13 protein-coding genes, 1 other RNA gene and 1 pseudogene are annotated in these 17,736 nt (G+C 59.8%); 5 read left to right on the top strand and 10 right to left on the bottom strand.

Annotated elements, in window-relative coordinates:
* Positions 1-48: 48 nt before the first annotated feature.
* The 4 genes from pheA to gyrA all read right to left on the bottom strand — a co-directional run bounded on the left by pheA (position 49) and on the right by gyrA (position 5,871).
* Entirely contained in the window at positions 49-1,131 is a 1,083-nt protein-coding gene (gene pheA, locus P3T20_RS11935) for a prephenate dehydratase (protein ID WP_074263720.1), read from the bottom strand.
* Between the two features lie 58 nt (positions 1,132-1,189).
* Entirely contained in the window at positions 1,190-2,272 is a 1,083-nt protein-coding gene (serC, locus tag P3T20_RS11930) for a 3-phosphoserine/phosphohydroxythreonine transaminase (protein ID WP_074263719.1), read from the bottom strand.
* Positions 2,273-2,508: 236 nt separating this feature from the next.
* On the bottom strand, positions 2,509-3,126 hold the full coding sequence (locus tag P3T20_RS11925) for a DUF2059 domain-containing protein (RefSeq protein WP_074263718.1): 618 nt from the start codon (positions 3,124-3,126) through the stop codon (positions 2,509-2,511).
* A gap of 114 nt (positions 3,127-3,240) precedes the next feature.
* The gene (gene gyrA, locus P3T20_RS11920; protein ID WP_429286968.1) at positions 3,241-5,871 is read right to left on the bottom strand and encodes a DNA gyrase subunit A; all 2,631 of its coding nucleotides are present in this window, start codon (positions 5,869-5,871) and stop codon (positions 3,241-3,243) included.
* 552 nt (positions 5,872-6,423) lie between these two features.
* Here gyrA and ompA point away from each other — a divergent pair.
* From ompA to ssrA, 4 genes are all read left to right on the top strand, one after another.
* Positions 6,424-7,071, top strand: a complete 648-nt coding sequence (gene ompA, locus P3T20_RS11915) for an outer membrane protein OmpA (protein WP_074263716.1) — start codon at positions 6,424-6,426, stop codon at positions 7,069-7,071.
* Between the two features lie 223 nt (positions 7,072-7,294).
* A complete protein-coding gene (gene ubiG / locus P3T20_RS11910) occupies positions 7,295-7,993 on the top strand; it encodes a bifunctional 2-polyprenyl-6-hydroxyphenol methylase/3-demethylubiquinol 3-O-methyltransferase UbiG (RefSeq protein WP_429286967.1) in 699 nt (232 codons plus the stop codon).
* A 27-nt stretch (positions 7,994-8,020) separates the two neighbouring features.
* Positions 8,021-8,734 (top strand): HAD family hydrolase, encoded by a 714-nt coding sequence (locus P3T20_RS11905; protein WP_074263714.1) that lies wholly within the window; start codon positions 8,021-8,023, stop codon positions 8,732-8,734.
* Between the two features lie 102 nt (positions 8,735-8,836).
* Positions 8,837-9,206: a transfer-messenger RNA gene (gene ssrA / locus P3T20_RS11900) on the top strand.
* Between the two features lie 82 nt (positions 9,207-9,288).
* On the opposite strand, the gene P3T20_RS11895 is transcribed toward ssrA, so the two are convergent.
* The 4 genes from P3T20_RS11895 to P3T20_RS11880 form a co-directional block, all read right to left on the bottom strand.
* A complete protein-coding gene (locus P3T20_RS11895) occupies positions 9,289-10,635 on the bottom strand; it encodes a TolC family outer membrane protein (RefSeq protein WP_429286966.1) in 1,347 nt (448 codons plus the stop codon).
* Positions 10,628-12,760, bottom strand: a complete 2,133-nt coding sequence (locus P3T20_RS11890) for a peptidase domain-containing ABC transporter (RefSeq protein WP_429286965.1) — start codon at positions 12,758-12,760, stop codon at positions 10,628-10,630. Before P3T20_RS11890 ends, P3T20_RS11895 begins: the two co-directional genes overlap by 8 nt.
* 1 nt (position 12,761) lies before the next feature.
* Complete coding sequence (locus P3T20_RS11885; RefSeq protein WP_074263711.1) at positions 12,762-13,955, bottom strand: HlyD family secretion protein; 1,194 nt, start codon at positions 13,953-13,955, stop codon at positions 12,762-12,764.
* 93 nt (positions 13,956-14,048) lie between these two features.
* A complete protein-coding gene (locus P3T20_RS11880; RefSeq protein WP_429286964.1) occupies positions 14,049-15,005 on the bottom strand; it encodes a hypothetical protein in 957 nt (318 codons plus the stop codon).
* A 615-nt stretch (positions 15,006-15,620) separates the two neighbouring features.
* On the opposite strand from P3T20_RS11880, the pseudogene P3T20_RS11875 reads away from it, so the two are divergent.
* A pseudogene (locus P3T20_RS11875) lies at positions 15,621-16,235 on the top strand (substrate-binding domain-containing protein); the annotation flags it as partial.
* A gap of 26 nt (positions 16,236-16,261) precedes the next feature.
* On the opposite strand, the gene P3T20_RS11870 reads toward P3T20_RS11875, so the two are convergent.
* Together P3T20_RS11870 and P3T20_RS11865 are read right to left on the bottom strand one after the other, a co-directional pair.
* The gene (locus P3T20_RS11870) at positions 16,262-16,525 is read right to left on the bottom strand and encodes a hypothetical protein (protein WP_074263708.1); all 264 of its coding nucleotides are present in this window, start codon (positions 16,523-16,525) and stop codon (positions 16,262-16,264) included.
* 110 nt (positions 16,526-16,635) lie between these two features.
* On the bottom strand, positions 16,636-17,715 hold the full coding sequence (locus P3T20_RS11865) for a substrate-binding domain-containing protein (RefSeq protein WP_429286963.1): 1,080 nt from the start codon (positions 17,713-17,715) through the stop codon (positions 16,636-16,638).
* Positions 17,716-17,736 lie beyond the last annotated feature (21 nt).

The following is a 17,736-nucleotide window of genomic DNA, read 5'->3' as shown; positions in this document are numbered from 1 at the left end:
ACTATTTGACGTATTGAATAAGGTTCGGCGAGACGTGCGGCCTGGATCTCAACGCGCTTGCGGGTACGAGCCGAGAATCTTCAGGAATTCGGCCATCTCGCCTAGCTCGGCAAGGGCTGCGGCAACCGGAGCATCGTCGCGATGACCTTCGACGTCGATGTAGAAGTAGTACTCCCACGTGCCGACACGCGCCGGCCTCGACTCGAAGCGCGTCATCGAAACACCGTGACGGGCCAGCGGCTCCAGCAGTTTGAACATCGCCCCTGGCTCATTGGCGACCGAAACGATCAGCGAGGTCCGGTCGCTGCCGCTCACGCCGGTCGGCTCTTTGCCGATCATCACGAAGCGGGTGCGGTTGTGCGGATCGTCCTGAATCAGTGCGTGTACGACCTGCAGGCCGTAGCGCGTCGCCGCGCGATCTCCGGCGATAGCCGCAACGCTCGGATCGTCAGCAGCGAGCCGCGCTCCTTCGGCGTTGCTCGACACCGCCTGACGCTCCAGATGCGGCGCATTCGACGCGAGCCAACCCTGGCATTGCGCGAGCGCCTGCGGATGCGCGCACACGCGCGTCACGCCGGTCAGGTCACCGTTTAACGTCAGAAGATTGTGATGGATCGGCAAAGCGAGTTCGCCGCCGATCAGCAATTGCGTTTGCAACAGCAGGTCGAGCGTGCGCGACACCGCGCCTTCGGTCGAATTCTCGATCGGCACGACGCCGAATTCGGCGGCACCTGCCTCGACCGAGCGAAACACTTCGTCAATCGATGGACACGGCACCCCCTCGATCGACTGACCGAAGTACTCGTGCATAGCCTGTTCGCTATAGGTGCCCACCGGCCCGAGATAAGCGGCCTTGATGGTTTTCTCGAGATCGCGGCTCGCCGCCATGATCTCGCGCCAGATGGCGCTGATGTGCTCGCTGGCAAGCGGCCCGTCGCTCATGTCCTGCAGACGCGCGATGACCTGCTGCTCGCGCTCCGGCCGGAACACCGGTGCATTGAAATGCTTCTTGACCTCGCCGACTTCGAGCGCCACCGCCGCCCGCTGGTTGAGCAGGGCGATCAGTTGCGCGTCGAGCGCATCGATGCGCTCGCGCAGCGGTTTGAGTCGTGTATTAAGTTCGTCGTCCATGCGTAAAACGGCTCTGCCGGAAAACTGCGTGAAGGGATGCGCGCACCTGAGCTTCGGCTCAAGCGCTACGCTGTTCGAATTCCTTCATGTACTCGACTAGCGCTTTGACGCCTTCGAGCGGCACCGCGTTGTAAATCGACGCCCGCATGCCGCCGACGGACTTGTGGCCCTTCAGCTGCACTAGCCCGCGCGCTTTCGCGCCGGCCAGGAAATCTTCGTTACGCGTTTCGTCCGCGAGAAAGAACGGTACGTTCATCCGCGAGCGCGAAGCGCGTTCAACCTTGTTCAGATAGAAGGAGCTGGCATCGATGGTGTCGTAGAGGAGCTTCGACTTCTCGATATTGCGCGCTTCCATGGCGGCGAGGCCGCCCTGCTTTTTCAACCACTTGAACACCAGCCCGGCGACGTAGATCGCATAGGTGGGCGGCGTGTTGTACATGGAATTGTTGGCGGCGACGGTTTTCCACTCGAACGCCGACGGGCAAATGCTCATTGCCCGGTCAAGCATGTCTTCGCGCACGATCACCACGGTGACGCCAGCCATGCCGATATTCTTCTGCGCCCCGCCAAACAATACGCCATATTTGGCGATGTCCATGGGACGCGACAGGATATGCGACGACGCGTCGGCGACCAGCGGGATATCGCCCAGGTCGGGAATCTCAAACCGTTCGACGCCGTGAATCGTCTCGTTCGTGCACAGATGGACGTAGGCCGGATCGTCAGACAATTGCCATTCGGCGTACGCCGGAGCACGGGTAAAGCCGTCAGCCGTCTCGCCGCTCGCGGCGACATGCACGGTGCCGTACTTCTGCGCTTCCTTCAGCGACTTCTGCGACCACGAGCCCGTCACCACGAAATCCGCGCGCGGCTTCGAGCCGAACAGGTTCATCGGCACGATGGCGTTTTCGCCCAGCCCGCCGCCCTGCAGGAACAGGATACGATGGCTCGCCGGCACGTCCAGCAACTCGCGCAGGTCGGTTAGCGCTTCCTCGTGGATCGACATGAACTCTTTGCCGCGATGGCTCATTTCCATCACGCTCATGCCGCTGCCATGCCAGTCGAGCATCTCGTCGGCTGCGTGACGCAGCACTTCTTCGGGCATGGCCGCAGGTCCGGCCGAGAAATTAAAGACGCGCATCGTGAAATCCCTGAAGCAGGCGCGCGGTGAGCAAACCGTGAAAATTCGCGCCTGAAAAGAAAATGGCCGTCTGCGCGTGTGCGCAAACGGCCATTATCGCATTGACGCCGCTACCCCGCCAAACCCAGCCGCCAAAACCCGGCGCCGTGAGGCGCCCTGTGGCAAGCCGGTTACTCTTCGGATAGCGACGCGAGCGCCAGCGGTATCAACAAACCCGCTAAGCCCGAGCGACCTGCTTACTTGGTAACCGGCGGCTTGACCGAAGCAACTTCCGAATCGGCTTGAGCGCGCGTTGCCTTGATCGATTGCGGCATGTACTTCTGCATCAGACCGTTCACGACGTCGCGGCCAACCTGGTCTTGAACCTGGATGAACTTGCGGCCCGTCGGGCTCTTGTAGAACGCCGTCAGATCTTTGATTTCCGACGTCGTGTAGTACTTCGCGTAAGCGTCGTACTGAGCTTGCATTGCGTCCTGACGGAACGAATCCGTTGCGAAGACCTGCCCTGCCGAGTCAACCAGCTTCGGCACAGCATTCTTCTGCAGCGTCGGGACGGAAGCCTGCTTCTGCTTGTCCGACATCGTCTTGTTTTCGCTCAAAGCGTCCGACAGGATAGCGGGAACCAGTTGCTTCGCTTGCATTTGCGCGCTGTTACCGATTGCGCCGACGAGCTTTTGCGCGTCGATCGCGTCCAGCAGATCCTTGATGGCAGCCTGCTTGGCCGGATCAACCGGAGCTGCAGCAGCGGTGCTGTTGTCTGCCGGAGCCGGCGTTTGACTTTGAAGCGCCTGCGCCATTGCAAAGGTCGGCACGAAAGCAGCCAGCAACATCAACTGTTTGAATCCTATTTGCATCATTACTCCCTAAGAGAAATTAGTCGAACTGCATGCTGCGTGGACTGCGCATCGGCCCGATGCGCCAGTCTGCGTCCCCGCAGCGTTCACCCTGTACATGATTGCCGGTGCGAATCAGGCTGCTCCGCCCTCTTCACCGCCTTCGTCACCGTCAGCGGGACCTTCGGCGTCACCTTCCACATCAGCTTCGGCCTCAGCAACCTGCTGCAAACCGGAAAGCTTCGTTCCTTCATCAAGACTGATGAGTGTAACACCTTGGGTTGCGCGGCCCATTTCACGGATTTCCGACACGCGCGTGCGGATCAGCACGCCCGTATTGGTAATCAGCATGATCTGGGCTTCGGAATCCACCAGCGTCGCCGCCACCACCTTGCCATTGCGTTCCGACGTCTGGATCGCGATCATCCCCTTCGTACCACGCCCGTGGCGGGTGTACTCGGAGATCGGTGTACGTTTGCCGAAGCCGTTTTCCGTGGCAGTGAGCACTGACTGCTGCTCGTCGCCCGCGACCAGCAGCGCAATCACCTGCTGCCCATCGTCAAGCTGCATGCCGCGAACGCCACGCGCTTCCCGTCCCATCGGGCGCACGTCGTTCTCGTCGAAGCGCACTGCCTTGCCCGAATCCGAGAACAGCATGACGTCATGCTGACCGTCGGTGATAGCGGCGCCGATCAGATAATCACCATCGTCGAGACCGACCGCAATAATACCCTTGCGCAGCGGCCGACTAAAGGCTTCTAGCGGCGTCTTTTTTACCGTTCCTAACGCGGTGGCCATGAACACATATTTGTCGGCCGAGAATTCCTTGACCGGCAGCACCACCGTGATCTTCTCGCCGTCCTGCAGCGGGAACATGTTGACGATCGGCCGGCCGCGCGAGTTGCGCGAGCCCTGCGGCACCTCGTAGACCTTGACCCAGTAGACGCGGCCGCGGTTCGAGAAGCACAGGATGTGGTCGTGCGTGTTGGCAATGAAGAGCGTGTCGATCCAGTCGTCTTCCTTCATGGAAGTCGCCTGTTTGCCGCGACCTCCGCGCTTCTGGGCGCGATATTCCGACAACGGCTGCGATTTCACATAACCGGCATGCGACATGGTCACGACCATGTCCTGCGGCGTGATCAGGTCTTCGGTATTCAGCTCGGTGGCGTTCAGTTCGATCTTCGAACGGCGGGCATCGCCAAATTCGGCCTTGATCGAGGTGAGTTCGTCGACGATGATCGCCGTAATGCGCTCCGGACGCGCCAGGATGTCGAGCAGGTCGGCAATCTGGGCCATCACTTCGCGGTACTCGCCGATGATCTTGTCCTGCTCGAGACCCGTCAGGCGTTGCAGACGCATCTGCAAGATTTCCTGCGCCTGGGTGTCGGACAGACGGTAGAGACCGTCTGCTTGCATGCCGAACGCCGGGTTCAGTCCTTCAGGACGATACGCTTCCCGACCACCAGCCGAAGCGTTTTCCGTCTCGGCGCGCGCCAACATTTCGCGAACCAGAGATGAGTCCCACGGACGGTTCATCAATTCCTGCTTCGCGATCGGCGGAGTCGGCGCGGCCTTGATGATCGCGATGAAATCGTCGATGTTGGCGAGCGCCACCGCCAGGCCTTCCAGCACGTGACCGCGTTCGCGCGCCTTGCGCAGTTCGTATACTGTGCGGCGCGTCAGCACTTCCCGCCGGTGCGACAGGAAGCAGCTCAACATTTCCTTCAGGTTCAGCAGCTTCGGCTGGCCGTCGACCAGCGCGACCATGTTCATACCGAACGTATCCTGAAGCTGGGTCGCCTTATACAGATTGTTAAGGATGACCTCAGGCACTTCGCCGCGCTTCAGCTCGATCACGACCCGCATGCCGCTCTTGTCCGACTCGTCGCGGATATCCGAGATGCCTTCCAGCTTCTTCTCGTTGACGAGTTCGGCGATCCGCTCCAGCAGCGAGCGCTTGTTCACCTGGTACGGCAACTCGTCGACGATGATCGACATACGCTGGCCGCGGTCGATTTCCTCGAAATGCGTGAGCGCGCGCATCACGACGCGGCCACGACCGGTGTGATAGCCGTCGCGCACGCCGGCGACGCCGTAGATAATGCCGGCCGTCGGGAAGTCGGGCGCCGGGACGATCTCGATCAGTTCGTCGATGCTCGCTTCCGGATTCTTCAGCAGATGCTGACAGGCGTCGACAATCTCGTTCAGATTGTGCGGCGGGATGTTGGTTGCCATCCCCACCGCGATCCCGGACGAGCCATTGATCAGCAGATTGGGGATGCGCGCCGGGAGGATGGCCGGCTCGTTTTCGCTGCCGTCGTAGTTCGGCGTGAAATCGACCGTTTCCTTGTCGATGTCGGCGAGCAGCTCATGGCCGATCTTGGACATGCGGATTTCGGTGTAACGCATAGCCGCGGCGTTGTCGCCGTCGACCGAACCGAAATTGCCCTGACCGTCCACCAGCATATAGCGCAGGGAGAAGTCCTGCGCCATCCGGACAATCGTGTCGTAGACAGCCGTGTCGCCGTGCGGGTGATATTTACCGATCACGTCGCCGACAATACGCGCCGACTTCTTGTAAGCTCGGTTCCAGTCGTTGTTCAGCTCGTGCATCGCGTACAGCACTCGCCGGTGTACCGGCTTCAGGCCATCGCGAACATCGGGAAGCGCACGCCCTACAATCACGCTCATCGCGTAATCGAGATACGAACGGCGCATTTCCTCCTCTAGGGAGATTGGCAGAGTCTCTTTGGCGAATTGATCCATTATCCGTATCTTTTACGTGCGAAGACGATGGCGGGACCATGCCTTCGCGTAGGCGCTGCAGACGCAACGCATCACGCGATTCTAACACGCGAGGCATCCATCCCCGACCGGGGCACGTATACCTATTAGTGGGGAGTGCGCCAGGGGCGCCAGAGAGGCTCCAAAGAAAAGCCCGGCAGAGGCGGGAACAACTCGGGGCGCAAATCCGTTAACAAATCAGGGAACTTTCTGGCGCGAAGCAGGAGCAGGTCCGATTTATGCTGGCCCCTATTCAGCTCGCAGGCATGACTGGCGGGGCAGACTGCTCTCCACCAAAGCTCCTGTTGCGGACGCACCACAATCGGACAGGGGTATGGAAAGGGGGCAGATTTTTTTACGTGGGAAGGGAACGATATGGCAAAATGCCAACGCACAAAGAGTTAGACACTGCTCGAAGTCTACACAGCGCGTTTTTTGTTCCGCACCAATGTTATACTTCGAGCAATGTATGACTTGTCATCGTCAACAAGCTCGCAGTAAACCTGCGGTAATCTCAATTTCGAGAGGAGAAATATGAATAAACTTTCAAAGCTCGCGTTCATTGCAGCTACCGCAGTTGTGGCTGCATCCGCAATGGCACAGTCGGTGCCGGCGTCGCGACAAGCTACGAACGACAACTGGGTGAACGGCACGGGCGAGTACGTGTGGATGAACGGCACGAACGAACTCTGCTGGCGCGATGCATTCTGGACGCCGGCAACCGCTAACGCAAAGTGCGATGGCGCGCTGGTTGCTCAGGCACCGACCCCGCCGGCACCGCCGGCACCGGCTCCGGTTATCTCGAGCCAGAAGATTACGTACCAAGCTGACGCTTTGTTCGACTTTGACAAGGCTATCCTGAAGCCGGGCGGCAAGGAAAAGCTGGATGATCTCGCATCGAAGATCGGTGGCCTGAACCTCGAAGTCGTGGTTGCAACGGGTTACACGGACCGTATCGGTTCGGACAAGTACAACGACCGCCTGTCGCTGCGTCGTGCTCAAGCTGTCAAGGCATACCTGGTCAGCAAGGGCATCGAAGCCAACCGTATCTATACGGAAGGCAAGGGCAAGCGCAACCCGGTTACGACCGGCTGCAACCAGAAGAACCGCAAGGCTCTCATCGCCTGCCTCGCACCGGATCGTCGCGTGGAAGTCGAAGTTGTGGGTACTTCGAAGCAGTAAGCTCCAAATTACCGCAGTATCAAAGCCCCGCCTCGGCGGGGCTTTTTTTATGTCTAAACGCGTCTGAGGCGTCGAATCTGCGCAGGCCACGGCAGATTCGGTCTCAGGTCAGCGTCGAGCGGCCGACCTGCCCGGGCATTTTGCCGCCCTGTGCCTCGGCCTATATACTCAGGCTTTATCCTCGACACCCGCCCACCCGCTCTCATCAAGGCCCGTATCCGCCATGACCAATGCCGATCCCCACGAACTTCAGAAATTCAGCGATCTCGCACATCGCTGGTGGGACCCGAACGCCGAATTCAAACCGCTGCACGAATTGAATCCGGTCCGGCTGAGCTGGATCAACACCCATGTAAGCCTTGCCGGCAAGCGGGTACTCGACATCGGTTGCGGCGGCGGCATTCTGTCGGAATCGATGGCTGGATTGGGTGCCCACGTGAAGGGAATCGACCTCGCGAGTCAGGCGCTCGGGGTCGCAGATCTTCACAGCCTTGAAAGCGGTGTAACCGTCGATTACGAAGAAATCGCCGCCGAGGCCCTGGCGGCCCGCGAGCCCGGCACCTACGACGTCGTGACCTGCATGGAAATGCTCGAGCACGTACCCGAACCAGCGGCCATCGTCGCTGCCTGCAAGACGCTCGTGAAACCGGGCGGCTGGGTGTTCTTCTCGACGCTCAACCGGAACGTGAAGTCCTACCTGTTTGCGGTGATCGGCGCGGAATACATTGCGCGGATGCTACCCAAGGGCACTCACGACTACGCGCGCTTCATCCGTCCGTCGGAACTGGCGGGCTTTGTCCGCGCCGCGCACCTGCACACCGCGGACATCAAAGGCATCGTATATAACCCGCTCAGCAAGCATTTCGCGCTGTCGGACGACACGAGCATCAACTATATGCTCGCCTGCCGCCGCGACGCCTGACGCGCAACGACTCCAACGAACGCATCCATGAGCGACCCCACTCCTCTGCCGCAACGCGAAGACGAAGACGCCTCCATCGGCCTTTGCCAGGCGGTCCTGTTCGACCTCGACGGCACACTCGCCGACACAGCGCCCGATCTGGCCGCCGCCGTCAACAAGATGCGCCACGAACGCGGCCTCGAGATGGTGCCGCTCGACGACCTGCGCCCGCTGGCATCGGCCGGTGCCCGCGGGCTAATTGGCGGCGCTTTTGGCATAGGGCCGGAGCATCCCGATTACGCGGCAATGCGCGACGAATTTCTCGCCAACTACGAGGCTGACCTTTGCATCGAAACGACCCTCTTCCAGGGCATCGACGCCGTACTCGACGAACTGGATGCACGCGGCGTGCGCTGGGGCATCGTGACGAATAAGGTTGCGCGCCTGACGGAGCCGCTGGTGGCGTTGCTGGGACTCGATCTGCGTGCGGGATGCGTGGTGAGCGGCGATACGACGCCGCACTCGAAACCGCATCCAGCGCCGTTGCTGCACGCGGCGCGCGAACTGGATCTCGCGCCGGAGCGGATCGTCTACGTGGGCGACGACTTGCGTGACGTCCAGGCGGGCTTCGCAGCAGGTATGGTGACCGTGGCGGCTGCATACGGCTACTGCGGTAACGACATTCCTCCGACCCAATGGCATGCCCAACACGTGGTCCGGTCGACGGCAGAACTGCAAAAACTGCTGCGAGAGATCAGCTGACCAAGGCGCCGGAACATTGTCCGATCCAAAGACAGTCGGGACAGGGCTGTCATTCTATTGTAAAATCTACTTTGGCCCAGCAATTTTGGGGCAACAAACCGCGGGGGCGACCTGGTTTCGACAGGGGTTGCGAAGCGGCTAGGGCATACCGAGGACCCGTCACCTCGTTAATCAATGGGAAAAACGTAACTGCAAACGACGATACGTTCGCACTGGCAGCCTAAGGGCCGCCGTCCTCTGCCTAGTTCACTGACGGGCTAGAGTCGCAAGACCGGTAGCAATACCGACAGAGGTCATATACGTCAGTTAAGCCTTGGCGGTGTCACGACGTCCGGGTCGAAAATCTAGTGAATCGCCGTAGTGCAGCGTGTTCGTCCGCGTCGCTGCGGTTAAATCAAATGACAGAACTAAGTATGTAGAACTGGTCGTAGAGTGCTTCTGGACGCGGGTTCGATTCCCGCCGCCTCCACCAGAACACCTGTATCAAGCATCAAGCCGTACGAACAACCCGCGAACAGCCTTGGCTTTCGCGGGTTTTTTCGTTTTGCGCACAATCAACGTACGCTCGGCGAAGCTTGCGGCACGTCAGCCGGCAATAAGAGCGAGTTCACCTGCGCCACTTCGTCTGTTGTCAGCGAAGCGGTCACGCCCTTCAACTGCAACAGCGCCAGCAGGATGTCGTAGCGCGCATGAATCAGATCGCGGCGGGTCGCATAGAAAACGTCAACGGTCCGCAGCACATCGGAACTCGTCCGGCTCCCAACCCTATAACCCATTTGCGTAGCAGCAACAGCGGCGCGAGATGTCTGCAAGAGCCGCGACAGCGATTCGATCCGTGCCGCGCCCGCGAGAAATCGCGCGCAGTTCTCGCGCGCGGTCCCGCCCGCCTGACGGGTCGCCGACAGTAGTTCGTTTTGTGCCTTATCCTCAAGCGCTGCCGATTCATCGAGCTTCGCTTCCGTCTCGCCGCCTTCGAAGATCGGAATGGAGATCGAGAGCATCGCCGTGGAAGTCGTGGTTGGTCCGCTGTAGCCGGCCGCGGCCCCGGCTGGAGAATGCGTAGCAGTGAGATTAACCGTCGGATAATAGGCGGCACGCGCCTTCTCTACATCGAGTTCGGCAATCCGCCGATCAATCTGCTTGAGTTGCACTGCGTAATCGTGCGCTTCCGCTTGCGCGGCCCATGCTTCACCGTTGTCCGGCTCCAGACGCGGCAATCTCGCTTCGTCCGACAGTCGCGATAGTGCCGAAAACGGTTGGCCAGTGAGTTGCTCAATAGCGATACGCTTTAACAGCAAATCGTTACGCGCATCCGCCAGTTGCAGTTGTGCCTGCTCCGTCCCGGCCTCTGCCTCCTGCAAGTCGATCACCGTCGCCTCCCCCGCTGACTGCCTGCGCTGCAACTGATGCATATGTGCGTCGAGCGCCGCGTTATAGTCAACCGCTCTGGCAACTTCGTCTTCTGCTGCCAGTTCGTCGAAATACGCGCGCGCGGCTCGCAAAATCAGCACTTGCTGCGCACGCGCAACTTCGACTACGCCGCGCGCTTCGACAAAACTGGCCTGCCGGTAGGTGGTCCAACGGCTCCAGTCGAAGATTGGCTGCGTCAAGCTGACGGTCCACCCGTTCTGCCAGTAAGAGGTGCGAGGCAAGCCGTCGATTGCGGTGCTGTTATAGGCACGCCCCCAGCCGCCGCCCACCTGCGGCAGCAAACCGGCCCGCGCCTTGGGCACCGCCTGCTGCGCGGCTCTTGAAGCCGCACGCATCGCGGCAAGGTCCGCGTCATGGTCGCTAGCCTGTTCGACGACCGACAACAGGTCGACCGCGCAAGCGGGGTTAACATGCCCCAACAGTGCTGCCATGGCGGCAATCGACGCCGCCAACAACGTCCGCCTATTCATGGTCTACCACGTGATCGTTCAGCACGCCTCGGTACGTCTCCGGCTGGCGCACTTCGCGCAGCAGTTCGCCATCGACCAGCCGGTAGCACGTGTCGAAGGCCGCTGCCAACGACATGTCATGGGTGATAACGACCACGGTCCGGTTGAGCCGCTGCAAAAGCGCGACAACCCGCTGTACAGACGCCGGGTCGAGATTTGAGGTCGGTTCGTCAAGCAGTAACAGTTCGCGCTGTTGATATAGCGCGCGTGCCAACAAGAGACGTTGCCGCTGACCGGCAGAGATATTTGCAATAGTGTCGCTGACGATGGTCCGCGTGCGCATCGGCAATCGCATGACGTCGGCGAGTAGCCCAACTTCGTCGAGCAGCGCGTGAATGCGCGCCTCATCCGCGCTGCCAGCGAAGAGTGAAATATTGTCTGCAATCGAACCGTGCAGGATGAGGTCGCCTTGACGCATGTGCACCGCATGCCGGCGAATCTCGTCGACCGTGAGATTTGGCCACGCAATGCCGTTCAGCGTGATTTCGCCCTCCTGAATCGGCTCAGCGGCGGCAAGCAACTTGAACAGCGTGGACTTGCCGCTGCCCGACGGCCCGGTAATGACGATCTTGTCGCCCTTGCGAATCGTGATGTTCGCACGCATCAGCACCGGCTGATCCGATATGCCATAGCGGAACGTGACGTCTCGCACGTCGATCTGCTGGAAGGTCTGAACCTCTACCGTTTTAAGAGTATCGCTCGCGGGCGTATAGCGCTCCGGTTCGCAGTCGACGATATCGCCAACCCGCGACACTGGCACGCTGAGCATGAAGTATTCAAACGCCGCATTGATCGAGCGTGCAAATCGCTCCGAGAGCAACGACTTGTAAATCAGGAAAGAATAAAAAACACCTACCGATATGACACCACCCAGCATGAGCCGTGCGGCAAACCACGTAATGGCCAGCGTTTCCACATAGCTGACGAGCTTCAGGATCGCATCGCGTACGCTGGAGAGCCGGCTGCTGTGGACCGTTGCTGCAATAAACGCGCGGTACTTCGCCATGAACATGGCCGTGCGTCGCACTTCGCCTTGCGATAGCTTGATGAGCGAGGCGGCCCGTATGGTCTCAAAGATCGTGTCATCGCAGCGCGCCGTTTCTTCGAGCACGAGCGCATGCGTGTCGCGCATGCGGGAAAAGAGCAAGAGAGAAATCGCGGCGTAAAGCAGGAAAAGCCCGACGGCGATCGCGGTCAGCAGCCGGCTTTGTATCAGCATCAATGCAAGCGCGAGCATGCCAACGGATATATCGATGCCCAGCGAGATGAATGTTCGCGTACAGAAAGCGCTGATTTCGTCCTGTGCCTTGATGCGCGCGAAAAGATCCCCAACGTGCCGCTTTTCAAAGTAAGAAAGCGGATTACGCAAAAGATGCGCCATCAGACCTTCGGCCATGTTCATCTGCACAAGTCCGTGCGCCAGTTCAACCAGGTAACCCTGGGTGTACTGACTCAAGGCGCCCACCATAAAAATCACGCTGAACGTGACGATGAGCACATTCAGCAGATTCAGGTTATCCGCGGCGACGACGTTGTCGAGCACGAGGTTGCCCAGATAGGGCATGGCGAGGATCGCGCTCTGGCTGCCGAGCGCGATGAACATCACCTTCAGGATCTGCGCCCGCAATTGCGGATTCAGCAAGCGCACCCGCTCGAGCGCTGCCGGAACGCGCGACCGTTCGCGCAGCCGCGGCAGGGCCGGCGTCGGCGAGCATTCCAGCATGTAGCCGGAAACGTTGTTGACGAAGGTTTGCATCGACACGCGACGCCGGCCGCTCGCCGGATCGATCACCTGCACATAACCACGTCCCAGCTTTTCGAAGACGACAAAGTGGGCCCCGCCAAAGTGAAGGATTGCCCCCCGCTTGATCTCTGTCAGGTGGGAGGCGTCGAACTGGTACGGCTGCACCGCCAGACCGAACTCGGTCGCCACATCGTATAGGTCCATCAACGTCAGCCCGTTGGCGGAGATGGGCCTATGCGCTTGCAACTCGCGAACTTCGGTTGCGCGACCAAAATGCGATAACACCATCGCGAGACAGGCGTAGCCGCATTCGGCCACTTCGTTTTGATAGATTGCGCGCACCTTAGCCTCGCAGAATGCGGAAAAGCGGCTCGAGTACCCACTCGGCGATCGTCCGGCGTTCGACGACGATGCTTGCTGTGCCAGTCATGCCCGGAAGAATGTCGAAACGTTGCCGGCCGAATTCGAACTGGTTGCCGGCGAGGGTGGCCCACGCCATGTAGTCGCCGTCCGGCGCACTCGCTTCAGATGCACCGGTCGGCGACATGGTTGAATGCACCGTCGTGCGGGAGATTGAATCGATGCGAGCCTCGTAACTGCCGAAGCGGGCATACGGAAATGCATCGAGCTTGAGGCGGACTATCTGGCCCTCGCGTACAAAGCCGCGACGCCGTGATGGAATACGTAGCGCGGCACGCAGGCCGCCGCCTTTGCGTGTCGTGATCACGAGCGCGACGTCCGACGGAGTCAGCGTACGACCGGGCACGAGATCGGAATACGTGACGACACCCGCTTCGGGCGCAGAAATCGTAGTGTTCTGGCGGTTCTCCTCGAAGCGAATGCGGATGTCCTGAATGTCGCGAGCCTGCCGCGCGTCCAGTTCGTTCAACTGCGCCTCGAGTTCTGTTTGCGAGGTTTTCGCGGTGGCCCGCTCCGCAAGCAACTGCTGACGCCGGGCGGCGCCCTGTGCAACCACCACGCGTGCCTGATGCGTGTCTGCCCGCGCCTGCTCGATCCGGTCTGCGGTGACGTAGTCCGATACCGATTCGAGTCGCGTCAGCTTGCGCCCGGACTCTTCCACCAGTTCCCGGTTCTGCGCGATCTGCTCGTCGATTGCACCCAGTTCGGCGCTACGGCTTTGCTCCGTTAGCCGTGCATTGTCGAGTTGCACCGTGAGTGCAGCCCTGCGTTGGCTATATTGCGCTTCAACTGCATGAGTCTGCTCGTCGCGCATGGCGGCATCGAATAGCGGGCGCCGCTGACCGTCGCTCGCCAGTGTGAGATCGCGCTCGAGCCGGAACAACGGCGTACCCGGAACCACACGATCGTTGTTATGCACATAAACGTCCGCAACGAGCCCACTCATTCCCTGAACCTTGACGTCAGAAGGCGAGACGATTTCGGCGCGCGCGTCCTGCTTGAGTTCCACTTCGTACACAAAGGAGAAAGCAATCGCCGCAATGAGAATCGCCGACGTTGTATAGCCAATCCAGCGGGACGAAATGTCCCTGAATTGCGGTAGATTGATAGGTTCCATAAACTGTTCTTGTCGACCCGAGCCAACTCTACGTGTCTCGATGTCATCCGCATGCCGCGCGCCGCAGAATGTGCGCACAGCCGAAGATGCGTGTTACTTGCTCGCCGCGAACCCATACATTGACGGGTGCCCTACCACGAGCGAATGCTCGCAGTTATCTGTCAACGCTTTTTCGATGTATCCGGCCAACTGTTGCGGCGCATCCGGATGAGTCAACGATACCGGCGGCAGTAGTTCGCCCCTGAAGCGTCCACGTTCAAACCGAAGATAGAACGGGAGCAATAGCGCTTCGAATTGCGTGCCGAGACGAAACACACCGTTGTGAATCCGGGCAGCGCGTCCGAACATCGATACGCCGACGGTCTCCATCGGAAAGCGATGAAGCGCATATGGCGGCACATCGGCAAACAACACTGCCACACCGCTGCGTTTGAGTGCCCGCGCGAGGCGTAAGCCGAGCCCGTTCCGGTTGTCTTCGCCGTACGTGTAGAGCACCTGGACGCCAGGTATCTGCGCGTGGTCTTCGCCGTAGATATTGCGCGGCACGCCCGACACCACGGCGATCGACGCTAACCCGAGAAGCTCCCGCATTTCGTCGATCACGTAAATGTTGGCGTACTGCGATACGTAATGAAACGGGGACACAAAGATCGGCTTCCCCGGGCTGGCGGCCTGTAATCGCCGGATCTGGTTCGCCAGTTCGTTTGCGACAGCCTGGAGGTCCGGCCAGGCTTCGGTGCCTCGCAGAAGCCTGCCGAAGTAAATCCGTTGGTCGATCAGCCGCTCGCGCACACCTGTCGTGGCGACGCTACCCGTATCAAGGGGCGCGCTGCCGGCAACGCCGCGGGCAAACTCACAACGCTCTGCACCGCGCCAGCGAGCACCCGAATCAAAGAGTGCCTGGACACGCCAGGCCGTTGCAGTCACAGGCGCAATAGCAACCAGGGGGAGTTGGGCAATCAACGCACCCTTCACCCGAAAGAACTGGCGCGAGGCGAAATTTCCCAGCAACGCCGACCATCTTGAAAGTCTTGCGAAATCGATGTTCATGCGAAAGGCGGGAGATCGCCCGATCAGGACGACCTCCCGCCACACCATCAATTACACGCCGCGGCCATTGCTAACCGGGGCTGCCGGCTTGGACGACGAGGACTGGCAGCAGCACTTGCAGCAACCACCAGCAACAGCGGACTTGGCGAGCGCGGAACGATCGATTTTTTGCATGGAAAACCTCTATAAATAAAGTTATTAAAATTGCCCAAGACGATTACTACTCATTTTTTGAGCGAGGCGAATCCTAGCATAAAAGTTCGGGGGTATTGATCGATACAAATACATTTTAACAAACTGGCATCAATATTAACCAGTCGTGACTTTTCTTAAAAAAGACTTTCTAATAAATTAGATACACTTATAAAAATCAATTACTTACAAATTAATCGATTGAAACGCACACAGAAAGCCCGGGCGACCCCATCAAAGTATTTGACGTTGGTTTCAGAATTTTCCATCTCCAAAAATGGAAAATTCAACGACCTCCAAATAAATAATCCTATAAAGTGGACTGCATTTCTGACAATTGCCGGGAAAAAGCCCGCTATTAGAAATGCATTCCTGGCGAAGTCAAACACAGACACCAGATCCGTTTCCCCGCTGGTTGCTACGTTGGCTTACGGCCCATCCATGGCAAATGCGCCCGAAGCGATCCCCAACCGCCTCGCTCGCAAGGAGCCAGCGGATGTCGTCATCATGGTGGGTTACGCGCTCGACAAGCTGATCGCCGAGGGCAAAGTGATGCCCGGTTCGCGGGTCGAACTAGCCGATTCGCGCATCGGCATGGTAGTTCGCGCCGGAGAACCCAAGCCGGATATCGGCAGCGTGGAAGCGTTCAAAGAGACCTTGCTGGATGCAAAGTCAGTGGCGTATTCGGATAGCGCGAGCGGCGTCTATATCAGGAATGAGCTCTTCGAGTAGATGGGCATCGAGGCCCAGATGGAACCGAAGGCCACGATGATCCCCAAGATCCCGGTAGGCTCGGTCGTCGCCAAGGGCGACTATCAACTCGGCTTTCAGCAGGTGAGCGAGTTACTGCCGGTGCCCGGTACCGAGTTCGTCGGCAAGATTCCGGAGTCGCTGCAGTCGGTCACGCGTTCCGCAGCCGGTATCCCGGTGGGTGCAACCCATCCACGCGAAGCCAGACAGTTTCTCGATTTTCTCGCCTCGCCCGAGGCTGCGCCCGACGTCGCCAGCACCGGCCTCGATCCGCTCGCCGCACACTAGCGTCGAGGCCACGACAGCCTAAGCTATCAGTCGTCCGGGCACTGCAGATTGCAGCCGTCCGGATCACCCAGGTCGCCCTTTTTACGCATCTCCGATTTCTTGTCAGACTGAAATTTCTTGGTCGGCGCCGAAGCGGCAAACGGCATCTGCGGATGCTCCTGCAGATGGAATTCATCGCTCAGAATGCCACCCGGCACGCCCGGCGAATTCTGTGCAAAAGAGATCGAGACAGTGGCAAACAGCGCGCCGACCGTAGCCGCCACAGCACAAACTTTGAGTAGAACGTTCATATCGATCCAGCGCGGCGGGCCGCGCAGTTGAGGCTAAACCGTAAGGCTCAAGAGTATCGCATACGCCACGGCCGCGCAGCGGTGCCCCGGTTTCACCTTGTTACTGCCGCTTACGCTGGCACCGAACCGAGTCCGTCATCGAGATTCAGCAGCACACCACAGTCCTGCGGATCGTATCCTTCCAGCCGGGCCACACCGCTTTTGAAGGCAACGCTGCGCAGCATTTCAATCACGGTCGCAAGCGGCGCACGTTCCAGTTGCGCCCGGTTGCACGCGAAGTAATAGTCCTCGTCGACGATCGGCACGAATTCCAGCCCGAAGTGATGGGCCGCCGGCTCGACGCCGAAGCCCACATCGGCCATACCGCTGGCCACGAAGGCGGCGATCGCGGAATGCGTCAGCTCGGTCGATGCATAGCCGTTGACCCGATCGGGGTCCACGCCCACGCGACGCAACGCCAGATCGAGCAGCATGCGTGTGCCGGAGCCCGGCTGCCGGTTCACGAAGCGGATGTCGTCACGCGCAAGATCGCGTAATCCGCTGATCCGTTTCGGGTTGCCCTTCGACAGAAACAGCCCCTGTTTCCGCTGCGTCAGATGAACCAGCACGTGGCGCTCGGGATCAAGCCAGCGCCGGTAGGTATTCGCGCACACCGCACGGAATTCGCCGCGCGGAAGGTGAAAGCCAGCCAGATCGCACTCGCCTCGCGCCAGCGCGGTGACTGCGTCGGCACTGTCGCGATACTTGATTTCGACTGGCACTTCGTCGGCGACAAGCGCAGTGACAAGCGCCGCCACCGCGTAGCCGTGCGAAGCATGTATCCGCACATCGTCGGCGGGGGGTGCGAGCCAACGGTTCAGATCGCTCGCCACCTCGCTTGCCAGCGCGCGCATATTGCCGTCGAGCCGTTCGCTACAGAGACGCTGCGCCCGCAACACGGCCTGGCCGAGTTCCGATAGCACTGAGCCGCGCCCGCGCTCCTTGGCGATCAGCGGACCGCCCAGGCGTTCTTCGATACTGCGCAGCAAACCCCAGGCGTGACGGTAGGACAAACCCTTAAGCGTCGCAGCCTGGGCAATGCTGCCTGCTTCGTCGACGAGCGCCAATAACTGCACGACATCCGTCAGGCTGGCTTCGCGGCCGTCCGGGTCGCGGACGACCAGCTGTGCATGACATTCAATCCTGATCATATATGTCGTTCTGCTTCCTAT

The sequence above is a fragment of the Paraburkholderia sp. GAS206C genome (assembly GCF_050435645.1).
In the GTDB taxonomy this organism is placed as follows: domain Bacteria; phylum Pseudomonadota; class Gammaproteobacteria; order Burkholderiales; family Burkholderiaceae; genus Paraburkholderia; species Paraburkholderia phenazinium_B.
Note: the sequence above shows the minus strand (reverse complement) of the source record. Positions and strands in the feature narration are given on the sequence as shown.

Excerpts from the sequence above, each read along its gene's own strand:
- pheA (WP_074263720.1), bottom strand. The coding sequence starts at position 1,131 with ATGGACGACGAACTTAATACACGACTCAAACCGCTGCGCGAGCGCATC.
- serC (WP_074263719.1), bottom strand. The coding sequence starts at position 2,272 with ATGCGCGTCTTTAATTTCTCGGCCGGACCTGCGGCCATGCCCGAAGAA.
- P3T20_RS11925 (WP_074263718.1), bottom strand. The coding sequence starts at position 3,126 with ATGCAAATAGGATTCAAACAGTTGATGTTGCTGGCTGCTTTCGTGCCG.
- gyrA (WP_429286968.1), bottom strand. The coding sequence starts at position 5,871 with ATGGATCAATTCGCCAAAGAGACTCTGCCAATCTCCCTAGAGGAGGAA.
- ompA (WP_074263716.1), top strand. The coding sequence starts at position 6,424 with ATGAATAAACTTTCAAAGCTCGCGTTCATTGCAGCTACCGCAGTTGTG.
- ubiG (WP_429286967.1), top strand. The coding sequence starts at position 7,295 with ATGACCAATGCCGATCCCCACGAACTTCAGAAATTCAGCGATCTCGCA.
- P3T20_RS11905 (WP_074263714.1), top strand. The coding sequence starts at position 8,021 with ATGAGCGACCCCACTCCTCTGCCGCAACGCGAAGACGAAGACGCCTCC.
- P3T20_RS11895 (WP_429286966.1), bottom strand. The coding sequence starts at position 10,635 with ATGAATAGGCGGACGTTGTTGGCGGCGTCGATTGCCGCCATGGCAGCA.
- P3T20_RS11885 (WP_074263711.1), bottom strand. The coding sequence starts at position 13,955 with ATGGAACCTATCAATCTACCGCAATTCAGGGACATTTCGTCCCGCTGG.
- P3T20_RS11880 (WP_429286964.1), bottom strand. The coding sequence starts at position 15,005 with ATGAACATCGATTTCGCAAGACTTTCAAGATGGTCGGCGTTGCTGGGA.
- P3T20_RS11870 (WP_074263708.1), bottom strand. The coding sequence starts at position 16,525 with ATGAACGTTCTACTCAAAGTTTGTGCTGTGGCGGCTACGGTCGGCGCG.
- P3T20_RS11865 (WP_429286963.1), bottom strand. The coding sequence starts at position 17,715 with ATGATCAGGATTGAATGTCATGCACAGCTGGTCGTCCGCGACCCGGAC.